At 54.5% G+C, this 18,591-nt stretch carries 20 protein-coding genes; 9 read left to right on the top strand and 11 right to left on the bottom strand.

Going from position 1 to position 18,591, the window contains the following annotated elements; all coding sequences use genetic code 11:
- Positions 1 to 21: 21 nt before the first annotated feature.
- The 9 genes from RBB82_RS25460 to mdcA all read right to left on the bottom strand — a co-directional run bounded on the left by RBB82_RS25460 (position 22) and on the right by mdcA (position 7,345).
- Entirely contained in the window at positions 22 to 147 is a 126-nt protein-coding gene (locus RBB82_RS25460; protein ID WP_433976018.1) for a carboxymuconolactone decarboxylase family protein, read from the bottom strand.
- A 116-nt stretch (positions 148 to 263) separates the two neighbouring features.
- A complete protein-coding gene (gene mdcH, locus RBB82_RS25455; RefSeq protein WP_433975929.1) occupies positions 264 to 1,199 on the bottom strand; it encodes a malonate decarboxylase subunit epsilon in 936 nt (311 codons plus the stop codon).
- Positions 1,183 to 1,824, bottom strand: a complete 642-nt coding sequence (locus RBB82_RS25450) for a malonate decarboxylase holo-ACP synthase (protein WP_433975928.1) — start codon at positions 1,822 to 1,824, stop codon at positions 1,183 to 1,185. The genes mdcH and RBB82_RS25450 overlap by 17 nt, the downstream gene beginning before the upstream one ends.
- Positions 1,825 to 1,832: 8 nt before the next feature.
- On the bottom strand, positions 1,833 to 2,780 hold the full coding sequence (locus RBB82_RS25445) for an AEC family transporter (protein ID WP_433975927.1): 948 nt from the start codon (positions 2,778 to 2,780) through the stop codon (positions 1,833 to 1,835).
- Positions 2,781 to 2,790: 10 nt separating this feature from the next.
- Positions 2,791 to 3,624: a biotin-independent malonate decarboxylase subunit gamma gene (mdcE, locus tag RBB82_RS25440; protein ID WP_433975926.1), complete on the bottom strand. Its 834-nt coding sequence runs from the start codon at positions 3,622 to 3,624 to the stop codon at positions 2,791 to 2,793.
- Positions 3,621 to 4,490 (bottom strand): biotin-independent malonate decarboxylase subunit beta, encoded by an 870-nt coding sequence (locus RBB82_RS25435; protein WP_433975925.1) that lies wholly within the window; start codon positions 4,488 to 4,490, stop codon positions 3,621 to 3,623. The genes mdcE and RBB82_RS25435 overlap by 4 nt, the downstream gene beginning before the upstream one ends.
- Entirely contained in the window at positions 4,487 to 4,783 is a 297-nt protein-coding gene (locus RBB82_RS25430; protein ID WP_433975924.1) for a malonate decarboxylase subunit delta, read from the bottom strand. The genes RBB82_RS25435 and RBB82_RS25430 overlap by 4 nt, the downstream gene beginning before the upstream one ends.
- Positions 4,770 to 5,687 (bottom strand): triphosphoribosyl-dephospho-CoA synthase, encoded by a 918-nt coding sequence (locus RBB82_RS25425; RefSeq protein ID WP_433975923.1) that lies wholly within the window; start codon positions 5,685 to 5,687, stop codon positions 4,770 to 4,772. The genes RBB82_RS25430 and RBB82_RS25425 overlap by 14 nt, the downstream gene beginning before the upstream one ends.
- The gene (gene mdcA / locus RBB82_RS25420; RefSeq protein WP_433975922.1) at positions 5,687 to 7,345 is read right to left on the bottom strand and encodes a malonate decarboxylase subunit alpha; all 1,659 of its coding nucleotides are present in this window, start codon (positions 7,343 to 7,345) and stop codon (positions 5,687 to 5,689) included. The genes RBB82_RS25425 and mdcA overlap by 1 nt, the downstream gene beginning before the upstream one ends.
- Before the next feature lie 418 nt (positions 7,346 to 7,763).
- On the opposite strand from mdcA, the gene RBB82_RS25415 reads away from it, so the two are divergent.
- The 5 genes from RBB82_RS25415 (at position 7,764) to RBB82_RS25395 (ending at position 12,132) form a co-directional block, all read left to right on the top strand.
- The gene (locus tag RBB82_RS25415; RefSeq protein WP_433975921.1) at positions 7,764 to 8,651 is read left to right on the top strand and encodes a LysR family transcriptional regulator; all 888 of its coding nucleotides are present in this window, start codon (positions 7,764 to 7,766) and stop codon (positions 8,649 to 8,651) included.
- A gap of 412 nt (positions 8,652 to 9,063) precedes the next feature.
- Complete coding sequence (locus RBB82_RS25410) at positions 9,064 to 10,050, top strand: MBL fold metallo-hydrolase (RefSeq protein WP_433975920.1); 987 nt, start codon at positions 9,064 to 9,066, stop codon at positions 10,048 to 10,050.
- 73 nt (positions 10,051 to 10,123) lie between these two features.
- On the top strand, positions 10,124 to 10,915 hold the full coding sequence (locus RBB82_RS25405) for an alpha/beta hydrolase (RefSeq protein WP_433976017.1): 792 nt from the start codon (positions 10,124 to 10,126) through the stop codon (positions 10,913 to 10,915).
- An 82-nt stretch (positions 10,916 to 10,997) separates the two neighbouring features.
- Entirely contained in the window at positions 10,998 to 11,390 is a 393-nt protein-coding gene (locus RBB82_RS25400; RefSeq protein WP_433975919.1) for a tautomerase family protein, read from the top strand.
- A 103-nt stretch (positions 11,391 to 11,493) separates the two neighbouring features.
- A complete protein-coding gene (locus RBB82_RS25395; RefSeq protein ID WP_433975918.1) occupies positions 11,494 to 12,132 on the top strand; it encodes an FMN-dependent NADH-azoreductase in 639 nt (212 codons plus the stop codon).
- A 360-nt stretch (positions 12,133 to 12,492) separates the two neighbouring features.
- Here the strand turns inward: RBB82_RS25395 and RBB82_RS25390 are convergent, their stop codons facing one another.
- Both RBB82_RS25390 and RBB82_RS25385 read right to left on the bottom strand, forming a co-directional pair.
- The gene (locus RBB82_RS25390; protein ID WP_433975917.1) at positions 12,493 to 13,653 is read right to left on the bottom strand and encodes an IS30 family transposase; all 1,161 of its coding nucleotides are present in this window, start codon (positions 13,651 to 13,653) and stop codon (positions 12,493 to 12,495) included.
- 294 nt (positions 13,654 to 13,947) lie between these two features.
- Positions 13,948 to 14,862: a helix-turn-helix domain-containing protein gene (locus RBB82_RS25385; RefSeq protein WP_433975916.1), complete on the bottom strand. Its 915-nt coding sequence runs from the start codon at positions 14,860 to 14,862 to the stop codon at positions 13,948 to 13,950.
- A gap of 203 nt (positions 14,863 to 15,065) precedes the next feature.
- Here RBB82_RS25385 and RBB82_RS25380 point away from each other — a divergent pair, with 203 nt between their 5' ends.
- From RBB82_RS25380 to RBB82_RS25365, 4 genes are all read left to right on the top strand, one after another.
- Complete coding sequence (locus RBB82_RS25380; RefSeq protein WP_433975915.1) at positions 15,066 to 16,370, top strand: glycosyltransferase; 1,305 nt, start codon at positions 15,066 to 15,068, stop codon at positions 16,368 to 16,370.
- A gap of 59 nt (positions 16,371 to 16,429) precedes the next feature.
- On the top strand, positions 16,430 to 17,158 hold the full coding sequence (locus tag RBB82_RS25375; RefSeq protein WP_433975914.1) for an alpha/beta fold hydrolase: 729 nt from the start codon (positions 16,430 to 16,432) through the stop codon (positions 17,156 to 17,158).
- Between the two features lie 77 nt (positions 17,159 to 17,235).
- Positions 17,236 to 18,192 carry a bifunctional helix-turn-helix transcriptional regulator/GNAT family N-acetyltransferase gene (locus RBB82_RS25370; RefSeq protein WP_433975913.1) on the top strand — a complete coding sequence of 319 codons (957 nt, stop codon included), beginning with the start codon at positions 17,236 to 17,238 and terminating at the stop codon, positions 18,190 to 18,192.
- Between the two features lie 136 nt (positions 18,193 to 18,328).
- Positions 18,329 to 18,556: a tyrosine-type recombinase/integrase gene (locus tag RBB82_RS25365; RefSeq protein WP_433975912.1), complete on the top strand. Its 228-nt coding sequence runs from the start codon at positions 18,329 to 18,331 to the stop codon at positions 18,554 to 18,556.
- Positions 18,557 to 18,591 lie beyond the last annotated feature (35 nt).

Below are 18,591 nucleotides of genomic sequence, written 5' to 3'. Positions count from 1 at the left end.
CGATGGGCCGCCAGGGCTGGCCTACTTGATGGCTGTGTTGAATTGGTAAGCGCGTCCAGACGCTGTTCCGGTCTCGCCCTCGCTGCGGGCATCTTGGGAACGCAAATCAATACAGTAGGCACATCCATTGATCTGCGAGGCGCGCACCTTCACGAGTTCGAGAAGCGCAACAGCGACGACCGAAGCTGACCGGTATTTGGCAATCGCCTTATTCCAGTTTAATCATCCTGGGCGAGTGATAGCCAGGCCATTCTCATCAGAACTTAAGCGGCGGCGAGTCGCAACACGTGTCTGAACAGATCCATTGTGACGACAGACGCGGTAACGCCGGGAACGTTTTCTTCAACGAGGTCTGTCAAAGTGTGGCCTGGCGGCATTTCAAGGAAGAGGTTGCAGCCCAATTCCTCCGCGACGATCGTCGCATCATGCCAGCGAACTCCGTGGGCGATGTTGTCCGCCAGATCCCTTGCTACTGCCGACGCGGAGCGCACTGCTCGTCCGTTCACATTTGCAATGTAGGGAAATTGTGGCGCCTTTAGCTGCATAGAATTTAGCTGGAGACGAAGCGAGTCAGCAATGGATGAAAGTAGGGGACAATGTGACGGCACCGAAACCTGTAGAAGCTCAGCCTTCCTGGCACCGTGCCGGCGTGCCTCCTCTAGAACCTTCTGCATCCCTTCTATGGAGCCTGCAATTACGATTTGCCTCGGTGCGTTGATATTTCCTACGAACACCGGAGTCGCGGCTGTATGTACTGAATCGACGGCAGCCGTAACCTGTCGTTCGTTAAGACCGACGATGGCAGCCAATCCGTATCCGACTGGATATAGCTGTTCCATCTGCTCTGCGCGGGAACGAACCAGAATCACCGAGTCTTTCAAAGTGATCGCCTCGGCAACTACAGCTGCTGCAAAGGCGCCCACAGATAAACCTGCAACTGCACAACACGTGACGCCTTGTCTCTGCAAAGCTCTGGCCGTAGCGACTCCAGAAGCTAGAAGAGCCAATTGAACCGATACTGTGGAATTTAATGCTTCAGGCGAGTCCAACAGACGAACATCGGATCTCAATACGTCGCTGATCTCATCGAGTGTCAGTTGGACAGCAGGATCATCAATGAGTTCATGAAGCATTCCAGGTCTCTGGGCTCCTTGTCCTGGAAACAGAAATGCGGTATTCACGTTAGCTATCCTCACCATTCGACAGATTCCAAGGATTGGAGCCGAGAATGCGGCCGTCACTCGTGCGAAGCAGAATCTTACGAGGCGATGTTGTCACGAATTCTTGTAAAGAAAAACCGCAAAACGGCGTCTCTACCAATGCATCGACCTTTCCCGGAGCACTGCTGATCATGCGCCACAAGTCCTGCGCTTCTTTAATATCGAGTTTTCTGGGCGCGAAGAGGATGAAGTCTAAATCACTTTCAGCTCGGACAGTCGGTATACCCGAGGCCAGTTCATAACCCACACTCCCGCCCGGACCCCAGGTCATATCCAGCCCTACGAGATGGCATTCGAGATAGGACAAGGTCCGGAACGCCTGTAGTCCTCCGCGTGAATCTTCGGCGAGTCGCAGTCGCAACTGACTCGGACGGCGAGTCTCCACCACTTCACTCAATCTTGTGAATCCTGCGCAGCGTTCGTGCCTCTGCGCTCCGCGGACTCCCACGGGGATCAATCCACCTGAGATAAGGCCTCGCCGCACAACCACCCAAGGACGCTGCTTCGGATTGAGATATGGGCATGCTTGTTCCCCTTCAGCGGAGGTGATCGTCGACTCTGTTCCCAGGAGAATGAGATCGTGGACATGCAGCGCGCAGGCCATGGATCGCCTCATAGATACTTCGTTAGTACGAACATCCAGCCAGCCAAAGAAAATGCTCCCACGCAATACGAAGCGATCAGCGCTGAGCTAGCGGTTTCGGGAGTTGCATTGAAGCTCTTTCCGAAGACGAGACCGAAGAACCCGCCGGGTATCGCGCTGATAAGCGTTATGTCACGGATTTCAGCATGACTCATATGAAAGAGCTCAGTAATGCCAAGAGCAAACAAGGGCTGAATCAGGACGATCGCGGCGGTTGTCAACGCGACTTTCTTGTCAAAGCGAAACGTCTGGGACGAGACCACGAGCCCTGTGAGAATCAACGCCGATCCTGATGCTGCGCTCCCAAGAATCGTTAAGGACTTATCAACATAGGATGGTAAATGTAAACCGGAGTAAACACTCACCAAAGCCAACGTAGGGGCCCACACCACAGGACGAGTGAATGCCCAAAGAAATTTGGGCACAACCGCTTGAATAGAGGCGCCCTTTCCATTGGACAGTTTGTCGGACTCAAGCAACGCAACGGTTAAAGGGGAGATCGTGATAGCTCCGACGGCGATTGAGAGGGCCGCTGTGACCCTTGAACCAGGACCGTACGCAGTTGTCAGCAACGGCAAAGCTACGGCCGCAGCATTTGGAAAGCCCACGGTCAGTGCAAGTACAGAAGCATCGGAGATGGACATTTTGAGACTTTTTCTTGCCCAGATGTAGCTGGCAGCATACAAAGCCACAAATACCACAGCGATCATCACTGCGGATTCCGATTGTTCTCGGAGTACAGGCCAGGATGTGCTGCTGATCGTGGAAAACAGCGCACATGGGATGGCGAAGTCCATCACGAGCACGATTAGATTTCGAACATTCAGGTTGTCCATGACTCCGCGCCGGCCTGCTATATATCCCAAAAGCAGGCCGACGAAGATCGGAAGCAGCGCATCTAAAAGAATCAGAGTCATTTCGGACCTCTTACTCGTTGAACCACTGCGCTTCAAGAGCAGCTCGCACCGCAAGGGTGCCTTTCCGCATTGTTTTTGCGGCGTCTGACTCCCACCTGTTACTCAGATCGAGCTTGCCTCTACGTGCATCGGCAATCGCTTCTGTGATTGCCTTCCTCACTTCGGCAACCTCATTCGAAGTCGGGTGTTGTGGGTCGTCGGCGTGCAACAGCTTGAACAGGAGACCGAGTTTGGCATAGTCCCGGACGTCATACGACATGGGAGCGATTTCGTGTCCCAGTTTTTCGAGTTCCGCAACGGACCTTCTCGTAATTCTGGCTGCCGCCTCCTTATGCATTGCGTGGATCACAATCCCAGAATCGTCAAATGCCAAAATACGATTGGCCTGGTAGCCGTGAGTGAGAAATCCGCCGCTAAATGCGTGGCCGGCTATCAACGAAATAACGGGATGTCCCGCCATCCTTGCCGATGCGTATGCATCTGCGGACGTGGCCGCCGCGAAGAAGATCCCGGCTGTCTCTTCACGGCGTCCGTAAGCCTGGCTCTTGACGTCAACGATTGCAATGATGGGACGCTTCGCTTCACGAGGTTTATCGCGATCTTCGGCGATAACTGCTCGAACGTGTGTTGCGAGAGCGAATGCTTCTTCGAGTCCAACCTGTCCGTCGCGGACACAAGGAAAACGGCTGTCCTTGTCAGGTACAACGCAGAGGAACAGGGCTGACTCATCTCCAACGGCCGCAGTTGTGGCCAGCACGGAGTTTGGATCACCACTATTCGGAGTGGCGCTTCCGGTCAGGGATTTAAACCATGCCTTACCGCGTAATCCAGCTTGTTCATTCATCGCACTCCTCCTTCGAGACTAGCCCACTGCTGCCGCAATGTTGCCGGATCTATCTGGCTGGACGTATCAAGCTCCGCTATACGAGCGCGATAGAGTTCCACCTGCTCGGTCCGGTGCTTTTCCGGTATGCCTTTGTGGACACAATCACGCACCGCCGCGGCTATCTTGTCGGCATCATCTTTGACGAGCAAATCAGCGAGTCCCATGCCGACGCGCTGTTCTCCTCCATGAATTGCCCAGATGAGCGCTCGATCGGAGGCGTCAAATTCATCGATGCCGGATTCCTGCTCAATCACCTCAGGGCCGTTCAATCCAAGCCGGGCTTCGCGGGTCATGATTGTGTAGCTGGACAAGCCAGCGACAAGAGACATGCCTCCAAAACAGCCGACAGTGCCTGCGACGATTGTGATCACCGGGGCATGCTGCCGAAGCGCCAGAGCCGAAGAAATGATCTCGGCAACAGCTGCCAAACCAAGGTTCGCTTCCTGAAGGCGCACGCCGCCTGTTTCGAGCAAAAGAACTGCGGCTGTCGGTTTTCCTGCCTCGGAATCCCGCGTGGCGAGATCCAGTGCGGCGGTCATCTTGGCGCCGGATACTTCGCCGACGCTGCCACCCTGGAAGGCTCCTTCAAACGCAATGGCGACTGCTGGAGCTCCGCCGATTTTCCCCTTGATCACGATGCAGCCATCATCGGATTGTGGAGCGATGCCTTGCTTAGCAAGCCATGGAGACTCGATGCGATCGAAGGGACCGACGATCTCCTTCCAAGTACCTTCATCGAAGAGGCTCTGAGCACGGGCACGAGCGTCCAGCTCGATAAAGCTCTTACGGTTGACGAAATTGGGAATGAGAGTTGGCGCGTTCATTGCTTAATCACCTCCACTGCCTGTTCGAGACGAAGCAACACACTGCCGGGTGTTGCGCCGGCATCGTTAATGTGGATACGAACCGCCCCATCGAACTTCGAGAAGAAACGATCGAAGACCGCCTTCCACGCATCGCCGAAGCCGTTTACGCTGGTCGTAATGAAGACACGGGCTCCCTCCTCACTATTCGGTTCGAGAAGGACCTCCATGTCGCCTGAGCCCACTACACCGACGTGCGCTCTCTTGGTAATGAGGCGTTTCGCCTCCGGATAGTTGAACTCAATTTTCTCCATCGTTTTCCTCCACTAGACTGTTGTCCTTTTCCACTCGTTCAAGGCCGCGTTCGAGAGCGTCCAGAAAGAGTGTGGCCGCGAGAAGATCCGCGCTGCCGCCGGGAGAGATGCGCAGACTGACAAGCTCTTGCCCGAGTACGATCAATGCTGCATTTCCTTTTGCGCTTCCCGGGCCGCCAACCTTGATGACACGAGTGGCACCCTCATGCACAATCCTTTGGGCCTCACGCCCTCCTCGATAGAGAACACAGGTGTCATCGAGATGCGACATGATCGCAAGCAGAGCGGCTAGCCGACTGTCCCGCTCTGTTCGGCCGCTTTTGCGAGCTGCATCTAGTGCCGGAAGCCCGATTTTGACGACGTGCGGAAAATTCACATAGGCTTCGCCGCGAGCGCCGGTAGCCCCATATCGTTCAAGGACGACATCGCCGTGGGATACCGCCTGCGGTCTTGCACGATCGGGCAAACGAGCGAGATATCCTGCAGATTCGGCTACAAATTCCGGAAGGGAACCCTGGCTCAGACTTGCAGCACAAACCAATAGTCCCAAAACCCAGATTGCACCCTTGTGCGCATTGCTGCCTGAAGTCGCGCGAAGCATCGCCGCTTCGGCTTCTCTACCAATGCTGGCAACCATTGCGCGCAGGCTGGTATCCATCTGAGCGTCGGCGGATGCCAGAGCCATTCGGGTAAAGTATGGTGCAATTGCATCCGCAGATCTCCTCATCAGGTGAAGGGACAGATCCGAATGAGATCCTGACCCTCGACCGTCAACAAGGCCCGGTTTAGGTGTGAGCTCTGCTTCAACAACCAACGATTGCCAGGCGAGGTCTGCAAGCCACTCAGACCGGGCTAGAGCGTTCAATTGCTGAGACGATTTCGTGATTGGTCTTAGCTTTGCCATTACCAACTCCTGAACTTGGCCGGCGGCTGATAGAGGCCACCAGACCATGCGACCAGGTCTTCCATGCTCCTGGCAGCGAGTAAGGACCTGTTGGCCTGAAGGCGATGGACTCCAATATCCTCGGGAAAGGCGACGATGCCACGATGACGAAGATCGGCTGTCTCATTGGCCTTTGCCTTAAGGCCGACAGGACTGATACCTGCTACTGCAGCTAAAGCCCGGCGGCGCTCTTCAACACCTTCGGCTTTGTACAGATAAGCAATCCCTTCTTCCGTCACAACATGGCTAACGTCCTGACCATAGATCATGATAGGTGCGATCGGCATGCCGGCCTTCTTGCCAACTTCAACTGCATCCAGAGTTTCGACGAAGGCCGGCTCGCCACCTTTGGCAAAGGTTTCAAGCGTCTGAACCACCAGCTTGCGGCCCGGGAACGTCGGGTCAGCATTGGTCTTAAGGTCGAGCCAAGCTGGTGACGAATGGCGGCGTCCATGCGGGTCATGTCCCATATTTGGCGCGCCTCCGAAGCCTGCAAGGCGTCCGGTCGTTACCGTGGATGAATTGGCATCCCCGTCCATCTGAAGCGTTGCTCCAACGAAGGCATCCACGGCGTACTGACCAGCAAGCTGACAAAGAACACGATTAGACCGCAGGCTGCCATCGCGGCCAGTGAAGAAGATGTCGGGGCGAGCACGAATGTATTCATCCATCCCGACTTCGCTTCCGAACGAGTGAATGCTCTGAACCCATCCGCTCTCGATAGCCGGAATCAGTGTGGGATGCGGATTCAGCGCAAAGTGTTTGCAGATTTTTCCGCGAAGCCCGAGAGACTCTCCATAGGTCGGGAGAAGAAGTTCGATGGCAGCCGTGTCGAAACCAATTCCGTGATTGAGTGATTGGACCTGATGTCTCTCATAGATGCCACGTATGACCATCATCCCGGTCAGAATCTGCAGATCGCCGATGTGGCGGGGATCGCGGGTAAAGAGAGGTTCGACCGCGTATGGCTTGTCGGCCTCGACAATGATATCGATCCAGGAACCGGGGATGTCGACCCTTGGCAATGTGTCGACGATCTTGTTGACTTGCACGATCACAATCGCGTCGTGGAAAGCGGCGGCCTCAACAATCACCGGGGTATCCTCAGTGTTGGGCCCTGTAAACAGATTGCCTTCCTGGTCCGCTTGCTCTGCGCAAACCAGTACCACGTTCGGTGTAAGGTCTACGAGTAAACGGGCATACAGTTCGACGTATGTATGAATGGCGCCGATTTCAAGAACACCATCTTCGAGAAGTTGCGCGACCCGCAGGCTCTGGGGACCGGCAAATGCGAAATCTACCTTTTTCGCGATGCCCAACTCAAAGAGCGTTAAATGTTCCGGGCGACTGATACTTGAGATGATGAGGTGAAGATCGTGAATCTTCTTCGGATCTATCTTAGCGAGAGAACGCGAAAGAAAATCCGCCTGTTTTTGATTGTCGCCTTCCATGACAATCCGGTCGCCGCTCTGAATCACGGTTTCGAGAGTTTCGATTATTCTGTTTTGCGCCAAAACCGGACCTTTCATCCATGGCTTTACGCTCTCTAGCCGACGTTGCTTTTCGTCCCGTCTGGTCGTCCATGAAGTCCTCGGCTGTGTCAATGTTCGGTCACTCATTCAAGTTCTCCTTCCCGCACGCAACTATTGGAGTCCTGTACTCGTGATTATGATTGTTGTACGTTTGTATCAGCGTGATAAATATTACCAATCAGGCAGGCTATAGAAATACGACAATCAATCCCTTCACCGCTGCGTGGACTTGTCCCCGAGTTCAGACAGCGAATGAGAAACACAATTCCAGCGAATAGAGACTTGTGTGATGGGACAGGTGGGACGGAACCTAATCACAAGAACAAGACTCAAACGAATGTGTGTGCTGGAAAGGATCCGTTGTATGTTGTTATCACGTGCTTAGCGAGCAAAATCAGGCGCTATGGAGCCTGCGAAACGGTGCGAATGATTTGATACTGACGCATCATTTGCAACGATGAAGTCTTTTTATAATCGTGATAGCTTCAGCCAATGAGGAAGCCGCATGGAATTCCGTCAGATCCGTTCATTTTTGTCCGTCGCCGAAACCCTTCATTTCGGTCGGAGCGCTCGGCTCCTCAACCTGAGCCAGCCGGCACTTAGCCTTCAAGTCAAAGCCCTTGAAGACGAATTGGGTGTCCAACTGCTAAGGCGAAACCGACAGGGCACGGTGCTTACGGAGGCTGGGCAGGCGTTTCGGGAAGACGCGGCGGGTGCACTGGAAAAGCTCGAATTCGCAAAGCGGAAAGCTCAGTGGGCGTCTACAGGCAAGCTTGGCCATATTCGTATCGGCTTTATATCAACTGCCGGTTTTGAGATCGTCCCGAACTTGATGCGGCGCTTTCGGAAGAGCTACCCAGATGTCGAGTTTTCGATAAGAAACATTTTGACAGGCACCCAACTGGAAATGATCGGCGATGGTTTGTTAGACGTAGGCTTTCTTCGCCTGCCCATTGAAAATCGCAAAGGGATCGAGGTGACAACGATTCATCGGGAACCATTCGTCGCGATCTTGCCTTCATGGCATTCGCTTTCCGCAAAGAAAGAGATTCGTCTGCGCGAACTCAAAGGGAATCCATTTGTCATGTACGCACGAGAGTACGCTCCCGGTTTCCATGATCTTTTGACTGGAATTCTGAGCGACGCTGGAGTCGTCCCTAAGGTGGTCCAAACAGCAGGTGAGATGCCTACCCTCATCTCTCTCGTCGATGCCGGCGTGGGAGTCTCAATCGTCCCAGCATCTGTTGCAAAAAGAGTCGTCTCCAAGGTGGTCGTGTGCTCGATTGCGGATCGACTGCCGGAATCCGAGATTGGCTTGGCCATCGCACGTCATAACAGTGCAGCAGCTGTACGCCGATTTTTTGAATTCGCTCGGACGTCGCTGGAGCATTAGTGTTGGATCAACGGGTGGCGACGGCAATCAAGTGTTTTCGCTGTTTCACTCTTCCGTTAGATGCTCGCGATTGACATAGTTCGAACGTAATTCCGTTCTCTTCAAGATCGGGGTGTCTTGCGCATTTCTCAAGGCACCCCATTGTCTTCGATGTCCGCAGGCCGCCACTACCTTGATTAGCGGCACATATCACGGTCATAAGAATAAATCAGCATCGCGAATCGCGCCCGAGAGTCCAACATTGCGTGAGGACAGAAATACGTCCTCTGGATGACAGCTCTCACCAGAGCGGTGCGGTTCTTGGTGTTTGAAACGACCGCAGAACCTGCAATAGCCCGATGCCACAAAACAAAGGGAAGGACTAAAGAACGTGAAATTTAATTTGTTACATAAGCAAACCTCACGCCGTGAGATGTTGCGAGGTTCTGCCACACTGGCAGGCAGCGCCTTTCTGGCGCACCTCTTCCCCGCGACGTCACTCCACGCTTCCGCTGCGGGTTACCCGCAACAAGCGCCTTTGCCGGCCGACCTGCTCGCGAGGATGCGCGCCAAGTTCAACGCCTCTCCCGTTCAAACGCAAAAGCTTGCTGACAATGTCACTATGCTATCCGGCCCCGGCGGGAGCGTGGTAGTCCTCAACGGCCCCGACGGCAAATTCGTCGTGGACACTTTCGTTGCGCCTGCGTGGCCCAGACTCAAAAAGGCCCTCGATGACCTGGGCAACACGCCAGTAAAATACGTTATTGACACGCACTGGCACTTCGACCACACCGACAACAACGCGCCTTTTCGAGCCGCTGGCGCCACGATCGTTGCGCACGAAAACACAAAAAAGCGCATGGCGGAGCCGCACGATCTGCCGGTCTTGTATCAAGGACCAGACGGCGCGCTTGCCAGCTTGCATTTCGACCCCTCACCCGCGGAGGCCTTGCCGCAGTACACCTTCCGCTCCACTTACAAATTGCAAGCCAATGGCGAAAGCCTCACGCTCCAACATGTTCCTCCCGCGCATACAGACACGGACATCTACGTCCATTTTGAAAAGGCCAATGTGATTCAGATGGCCGACCTATTTTTCAACGGAATGTATCCCTACATCGACCCCGGTACGGGCGGCAAAATCATCGGCACGATTGCCGCATGCGACAAAATTCTATCGCTGGCGGACAACGACACCAAGATTGTTGCGGGGCACGGTCCGCTCGGTAACAAAGCGGACCTCACGAAATTTCGGGACATGCTGGTTACTTCGCGCGATCGAGTTGAGAGATTGAAGTCCGCGGGAAAATCTTCCCAGGAAGCCGTCGCGGAAAAGCCGTTCGCCGATCTCGACCTCGGATGGGGCAATGGCATCATCAACAGCGAGCAGTGGGTCCAAATCGTCTATCTGACGCTCTGAGCTCTCCGTGAACGATCCCGAACAACCAGACCAGAGCGTTACAAAACAAGAGGAGCAACAAATGAGTAATTCGATGAAGCCTATGCGAGCAGTACGAGGAATCTCTCAGTCGCTCTGCATCGTTTTCTTGCTGTGTACGTGTGGCGTGCTGTCAGCGCAGAACAAAGAGAGTCGCGTTCGGAATATCGTTCTGGCTCACGGTGCCTGGGCAGATGGTTCCGGCTGGAAAGGCGTTTACGACATTCTTGTCAAGGATGGGTACAACGTCAGCATCGTCCAGGAGCCGGAGACGTCGTTCCACGACGATGTGACCGCCGTGAAGCGTATTCTTGCACTGCAAGACGGACCGAGCATCCTTGTCGCGCACAGCTATGGGGGCGCCGTAATTACGGAAGCGGGAAACGATCCGTCAGTTGTTGGCTTGGTGTATATCGCGGCCCACATGCCGGATTCAGGCGAGAAAGAGTCAGACGACGGGAAGCGCTTTCCGAGCGACCTCGCCAAATCAGGCGCCATAAAAAAGACACCAGACGGTTTCACATATATTGACCCGGCACAGTTTCATGAATTGTTCGCAGCTGACCTTCCCGGCGACAAAGCCGCTTTTATGGCGCATTCGCAGGTGCTCAACCTTGCGGACAATTTCTCAGCGACGATCACCGCGGCTGCCTGGAGAACCAAACCGAGTTGGATGCTGGTAGCGGGAAGTGATCGAACGATCAGCCCGGACTTGGAACGCTGGTATGCCAAGCGAGCTGATAGCCACACCGTCGAGGTCGCAGGCGCCAGCCACTCAGTCTACGTCTCGCATCCCAAGGAAGTCGCAGATGTAATTGAGAGTGCAGCACGTGCAGTCTCGAAGTAGCTTGGCTCGGTAAGGAGTCCCCACACCTCGGAGGAATCAAGTCAATGTCCGAGGCAAAAATGCCCACCAATCAGGAGGTTCTATGCCTTTGTTTACTGTAACGATGAAGTCCAACGGATCAACTAACGAGAAGGACCGCCTTTCCAGAGCCATCCACGCTGCAAGCATTGAAGCAGGATATCCAGAGGAGGATCTTTTCCAACGTTTCTTCTCATTGGGACCAAGTGACCTCAGGATCGATCTGTACTATCCCGCACTGCCCAAGCCGCGCACAGATCAGATTTTGATGATTGAAGTGCTGGTATCTTCAGGGACTGACTCCAATAGGAAAAGAGGTCTTGTTGCTGCTCTCGTCGAAAAACTTGGTGAAGCAGGCATCGCCCCAAACGACATAATGGTGTTCTTTTTGGAGACCGATCGTGCGAGCGGATCATTCGGTGGCGGCCACTTCGCGCCGCCTGTTGCCTTCGGCTGACGAATGAACACCAAAGAAGCCGCGAATGTAATTGAGAGTGCAACACGTGCGGTCTCGAAGTAGCTCGGGCTCCGTAAGGAGTCCCCACCCCCCGGAGGACGAAGTGAAACTTCTCGAAATTCAGTCATCACCAAGAGGCGAATCTTCCGACTCGATCTCCCTCACCAAATCATTCATTGAAGCGTGCAAATCCGAAAATACCTCAATAGTTGTGGATACGTTGAACGTCTGGCATGAACGGTTACCGGAGTTCGACTACGAGGCAATTGGAGCGAAGTACAAAGCAGTGAAGCACGAAACGATGACTCAGACGGAGTCCAACGTATGGGAGCGTATTCAATTGTTGATCCAACGATTTCAGAACGCCGATCGAATCGTTTTAGGAACTCCAATGTGGAACTTTGGCCTGCCTTATAAGCTCAAACACTTGATTGATCTCGTAGCGCAGCGAAACTATCTGTTTACCTACGACGGCAAACAGTACGGCCCTCTGTTGAACGTGGAGAAGGCAATCGTCGTCTACACACGCGGTTCACGTTTCCTGGAGGGTACTCCTATACCGCCCTCGCGATTCGATCATCAAGCAACCTATTTGGACTTTTGGTTACAGCTTGTAGGTGTTCGAGATCTTCGGAGCGTGATTGTTGACAACGCGTGGAATCGAGATCGTCAGGAATCAGAAGCGAGCCTTGCGAAGGGCAAAGCGGCTCTGGAAGACCTGGTTGAGTGGTTTCTTATCTAGTAGCAGAGCTGCAGACACATGCTTTGACCGTGATTTGAGGATCGGAGGAGGAAGTAATTTCAACTGATGATTCCAGTCCAAAGCGCACTTCCACATCCCGAGCCCTCGAATCACGCATTCGCGATTTTTGCACTCGCCGAGAAACATGATCAGCCGTGGGGGGAGTCTACCGCATCGATCATGTTCCAGGTCTTCTAGTAGGTATCCTCTTCGCGCTGGACCGTGAGGATCACCTCTATCGCCCCAAGCACTTGTTTGGTTTTCCCGCACGTGCCTCAGTTTCAGGAGCCGCTGGCATGGTTATCTATCGTCTACTGATTGAGACGAGAGCCGAGAATTAGCCTGTAAAGTCGTGCCAGCTCAACCGGTCGATGCAACACTGGCTTGCAGTTTACTCGCCGGCGTTTGAAAGCCCAAGGTCTCTCGCGGGCGTTGGTTGAGACGCAGCGCGATCTTGTTGAGATGGGCTTGAGTGTGGACGGACAAGTCGGTCTTCTTAGGGAAGTACTGTCTTAGCAGGCCGTTTGTATTTTCATTGGTGCCGCGCTGCCACGGACTCTGTGGATCGCAGAAGTAGACTTTCACGTTCGTGTCCACCGTGAAGCTCTTGTGTTGTGCCATCTCCAACCCTCGGTCCCAGGTCAACGAGCGCCGCAGGGTCGCGGGGAGTTTGAGCACGTGCTTGCTCAGCGCGGCGACGACCGTCGTTGTGTCTTTGCTGGGCACCTTGATGAGCATGACAAAACGCGAGTGCCGTTCCACCAGGGTTGCGATATGAGTATTCTTGCTGCCTGCAAGTAGGTCGCCCTCCCAATGACCGGGAACGGCGCGGTCTTCAACCTCCGCTGGTCTCTCGCTGATAGAGATCGCATCAACGATCTGTCCGCGGGACTGTCCCGCTGCCCGCGCGTGCCGTGAACGACGGATCAGCCGCTTGGACCTGAGATGCTGAACCAGCTCTTTTTTCAGCACTCCGCGGGCCTGGATGAATAAGCTGCGGTAGATGGTTTCGTGGGACACGCGCATGCTCTCGTTGTTGGGATAGCTTACCTTCAACCATTTCGAAATCTGTTCCGGCGACCAGTCCAGGATCAGTTTACTGGCCACGATCGTCCGCAGTTCTTCGTGGTTCGCAAGAAGACACACCTTGGGTCGCAGAGCCGACTCCCAGGCCTGACGATCGGCTTCACTGGCTCGATAGAGTGGACGGCCACCGTGACGCGCCACCTCCCGGCTCACTGTCGACACAGGCCGTTGCAACCCGCTGGCTATCTCACGGATCGACAAACCGGAAGCAATTCCTCGTGAGATGTCTTCCCGCTCGGCCAAGGTCAGCGTTCGCGGTGAGCGCCGACGAGCGGGAGGAACTATCCCGCCGCGCTGCGTCAACAGGAACCGAATAGAACCATGCCCCTTACCGAAGGAACGCCCAATGTCATGCAACGACTCGCCCGCCTTCCAGCGCCGCCACATCTCGATCCTCTGCCCAGTGGAAAGCCTGTTCCGTTTTCCTTGTGCCATAACCACCACCTTTTGAAATTGAATTCATATCAGATGGTGTTGCATCGACCGGTTGAGACCGCCACTTTAATTGCGAAGTTGCTACTGAATCGACCGGCTGAAGCGAGCAGAAATGGCCCTAGAAGGAACTGTTTTCACTCTGCTCTTTTAGAAGCTACGTTGATGGAAGGTCGCTCCATCGGTTCGGACGCATTGGCCTTCAGGAAGCAAAGTGTAACCGAGCAATTGTTCTGGTTCGCACCCTAAAAGCCACTCGCGCTGTGCCGTATTCCGTTGTCCGGCCTTCCTGCAAGACTATGAGGCAAACTCGCGACGATACTGACCAGGTGTAAGCCCTCGACGAGTTTTGAAGATTTGGGTGAAGTGAGCTTGGCTTGCAAACCCACACTCGCTCGCGATATCGATCAGACGGGGGGCCTTATCGCGTAGCAGACCTTCCGCCTTCGCCACTCGCAGTTCGAGCAGGTACTGATGCGGGGTCATGCCAGTGGACGCACGGAAGGAGCGCAAAAGATGTGTCGAGCTGTAGTTTGCTTCGCGTGCCATGGCTGTCAGCGAAATGTCCCGATGCAAGTTGGATTCCATCCAATCACGAAGTCGCCTCAGCAGCCGGGGATGCATCACGCGAGGCGCGGGCGCCTGCGGGGAGAAGTCGCTGGATGCAAGGGCGAGATAACGGCTGACAAGGGCTTGTACAAGGGATTCCGCATACATCCGCCCCGCAGGGCCACCAGCTTCCATTTCCTCCGAGAGCAGGTTGACGATGTGTCCGGTAGCGCGGTCACGAATGCCGGTTTTGAAGAGCAACTCCAGCGGCTGTCCCTCGCGCTCTTCCATCGCGATCGCCTGTACGACGGCGTCTTCGACCGCGCAGCTGATGAGCTCGGAAGATGAGCATAACCGTACTGCCGGAATCATACCGATAGGTACTAGCGTGAGCGCACCGGGGGGCTTTATGAACGACAGCACGCTGCCATGGGCGGTCTTGCCTTCAAAGAAGGCAGGACGCTTTCCTAACGCGGAGATTAGATGCCAGCGGCTGATGCCGAGCACTCGTTCTCCCGGCGTCATGGCATGCTTCTCGATGAAGAAGCCCTTCCAGGGCAGTGATTCGCTGGTCCCCAGCATCTGTGCGCCGGATGGGAGCAGGCCGTCAAGCTGCGAAGAAGTACGCTCTGCCACGTCCATACAGCTTAGATGCGTTCGCATGTTCTTCGACTCAAGGGCGAGATCCTGTGCCGAGATTCTGTAAAGATCGCAGTTTTGCAAAATATTATTCCGAAATTCTTGGCTACCTTCAAATAGAGAAAAAACATGACTGCCATCACGAGAACATTCTGAGCTCCCAAGCACTCAGGTTTCTAAATTCACTCTGCTCATAATTAGCAGGCACATAACCAGGAAAGATACTCATGAAAATTGGTTTTATAGCTTATCCCGCCTCAGGCCATCTCTATCCGATGACGGCCCTTGCCCGCAAACTACAATCGCGTGGACACGAAGTGATATGCATCGGTGTTCCGGATACCGAACCTATCGTTCGGGCTGCAGGTTTGACCTTTGTCCCGTATTGCGAGGAAGAATTTCCTTCGGGATCGCTGACCGACGCCTATGCGCCTGTGGCGAAGATGCAAGGTATGGAGGTAGTGACCTATACATCCGAAAAAATATTCGCGCCTCTCACTCGGGCAGCCTTGAAGCATCTTCCGCAAACATTGGAACAAACAGGCGTTGAGGCCCTGGTGATCGATACCATTCACTTTTTCCTTGAATTAGTTCCTATCAATATGGGCATTCCTTACGCCCAGGTTTGCTGTGCTCTGCCCCTTGACTTATCGGGAACGACGCCGCCATTTATCTTCAACTGGCCACATGAGACAACCTCGGAGGCGTTGACCAGGAACATCGAGGGAGTGCACCAGGCCGTACAGACACTGTTGCCGGTACTAGCCGAGGCGACGCACTACGCCGACAGCACCGATCTCAGAAGCAATTGGCAGGAGCCCGGATCAACTCTGTCCAAGCTGGCTGTCATTACCCAGACGCCAAAGGAATTCGATTTCCCCGGCATTCCGTGGCCTGCCCAATTTCACTATGCTGGTCCGCTTCACGATGGCGAAGGTCGCGAGCCGGTAGCTTTTCCGTGGCAAGAGTTGAACGGCAAGCCTCTGATCTACGCTTCATTGGGAACCTTGGTCAACGGCTTGAACCACGCCTACAAGGCAATACTTGAGGCTACGGAAGAACTCCCGGAGGTTCAGCTTGTCCTTTCAGTGGGACATTCCATCAATCCCGATGATCTGCGTCCAATTCCACCGCACGCAATCATCGTTCGCACAGCCCCCCAACTCCAACTCTTGAAGCGTGCCGCACTTTGCATAACCCATGCAGGACTGAATACGACCCTTGAAGCGTTGGCCCAGGGAGTGCCGATGGTCGCTCTTCCAATCGGTTATGACCAGCCTGGCGTGGCTGCCAGAATCGAATATCACAGAGTAGGGAAATCTCTGGAGGTTGCGGCGCTCACCGGAAAACGGACGCTAAAGGCGATCCGGGAAGTGCTTGAGAAACCGAGTTACCGCGCAAGGGCCCGTTACTTCCAAAAGGTCATAAAACGAACCTGCGGATTGGAAGTCGCCGCCGACCGCATTGAAGATGCATTCCAAAACGAAACCATCGCCACCAATCGGAGTAAAAAGTTTGACTTTGTTGGATGAGACGCCACCCTAGGCTAAATTCATTGACCAGCTTAGTTAACAATGATGGAGATTAAAGGATGCCCGTAACCCTGGTTCTAGTCCACGCCGCATGGCACACCGGAGAAGATTTCGAAACGATAGCAAGTATTTTTCGCGAGGCCGGGCATACCGTCTACTGCCCAACGTTGCGAGGAAACCGAAACGAAGACGACAGAAGCAAGATAGGCTTGGAAGATGCTATCTCGTCTGTCGTAGAGTTCTTTGAAGAAAATGATCTGACTGACATACGCCTCGTTGGTCATAGTTATGCAGGCATGGTGATATCCGGAGTCGCGGATCGCCTCGAAACACGCCTGCGGCGCATCGTATACCTCAACGCATTTGTCCCGCTTAACGGGGAGAGCCTGACCGATATGTTACCGCCCCACCATGCTAGGGCCTTCGCTGCGATCGCCGCGGCGAACAATGAGGCATTGATGCTTCCATTCGAGATATGGCGGGAGACCTTTATCAACGACGCCGATATCGAACTCGCACGATCTACCTATGATCGCCTCAATCCGCAACCATACCGAACCATGGCCGACAAAATTTCACTCCAACGCCCCCTCTCAGAGATGTCGATAGGCAGGTCCTACATCAACTGCCAGCAGGACATCTCGTTGCCCCACAGCTATCCGTGGCATCCGCGACTGTCTGAGCGTTTAGGTCTATTCAGACTTGTGGAGCTCCCCGGAAGTCACGAGACCATCTTTTCCAATCCAGTTCGGCTCGCTCAAGCCATCTGGGAAGCGACAAGAGACTAAATTCCCGAGGCTCTCAACACTAGTTGACAATGTCAATTGTTTTAGTTGACACTGACATGTATATTAAGGGAGACAATATGCTCCAATCGCCCAACACCGCCGATCCTTACACAATCGTCGAATCTCAGATCGCAGCCGTTCGCGCCTTCAATCGCTTTTACACCCGCATCATTGGAACGCTCCGCGAGGGACTCCTCAACAGCGAATACTCGCTAAGCGAAGCCCGCGTTCTCTATGAACTCGCCAACAGTCCCGAGAGCACAGCCAGGGAAATCGCTGGGGATCTGGAACTCGATGCTGGGTATCTAAGCCGCATCCTGCGCAAGTTTGAGAGTGGGGGGCTGCTAAGTCGCAAAGCATCCGTTGAAGATGGCCGTCAGTCCATTCTCAAGCTCACAAGACAAGGCAAGGCAGTCTTCTCCGAACTCGACCGGCGATCGAATGACGAAGCCGAACAACTTCTTGGGAGGCTCTCCGCTAAGCAACGTATTGAATTTCTCCACGGTATGCGCTCCATTGAGAATGCATTGGAGGCTAAGCCGTCACGCGCCCCATACATCCTCCGCCAGCATCGTCCCGGAGACATGGGCTGGGTGGTGCACCGCCACGGCATCATCTACACCCAGGAGTTGGGATGGACCCCGGACTTTGAGGCAGTAGTGGCACGCATCGTGGCAGACTTCATTGACAACTTCGATCCCAAACGCGAACGCTGCTGGATAGCCGAGCGCGACGGAGAGATCGCAGGCAGCGTCTTCCTGGTACAGCATACTGAAGAAAAGGACACAGCCAAGCTGCGCCTGCTGCTCGTAGAGGCGAGCGCCAGAGGTCTCGGCCTCGGCAAGGCCTTGGTAGACGAGTGCACGTACTTCGCGCGAGCGGCAGGCTATAAGAAAATTACACTTTGGACACATGACGTACTCGCCGCTGCGAGACACATCTATAGCGAGGCGGGCTACAAACTCGTTGAGGAGGAACCCCGCCACAGCTTCGGTGTCGACGTCATCAGCGAAACCTGGGATCTAACGCTCTAAAGGAAGAGCGGGAGTCGCTCTTAAACCTTGGCATTATCACATCGCTCGGAGCCTCTGGATCAGCAATCTTTCGGCGCGTCAGTCGGGCAGGCACGGTGTGGGGTCCGAGGATTAGCGAGAAGCTAGTCTGGGGATCGTGAGGGAGAGGGCAAGGGTCGCCGGGATCGAACGGCTCGCCCCGCATGACCTGCGCCGGACGTGTGCTCGACTCTGTCACGCAGCCGGAGGCGAGCTGGAACAGATCCAATTTCTCCTCGGGCACAGGTCCGCCGAGACCACCGAACACTACTTGGGTCTTCGGCAGCGGATCGTCGCCGCAGTGAACGATAAGATCGGTCTTGAGCCTGCCACTGGAGGGCGGTAGACGAGATTGCCGCAAACCCGACTTTGCAGGCGCTA

The sequence above is a fragment of the Tunturiibacter lichenicola genome (genome assembly GCF_051013355.1).
GTDB lineage: Bacteria > Acidobacteriota > Terriglobia > Terriglobales > Acidobacteriaceae > Edaphobacter > Edaphobacter lichenicola_F.
The sequence above is the reverse complement of the archived record's forward strand: the minus strand, read 5'-3'. Positions and strand labels throughout refer to the sequence as shown.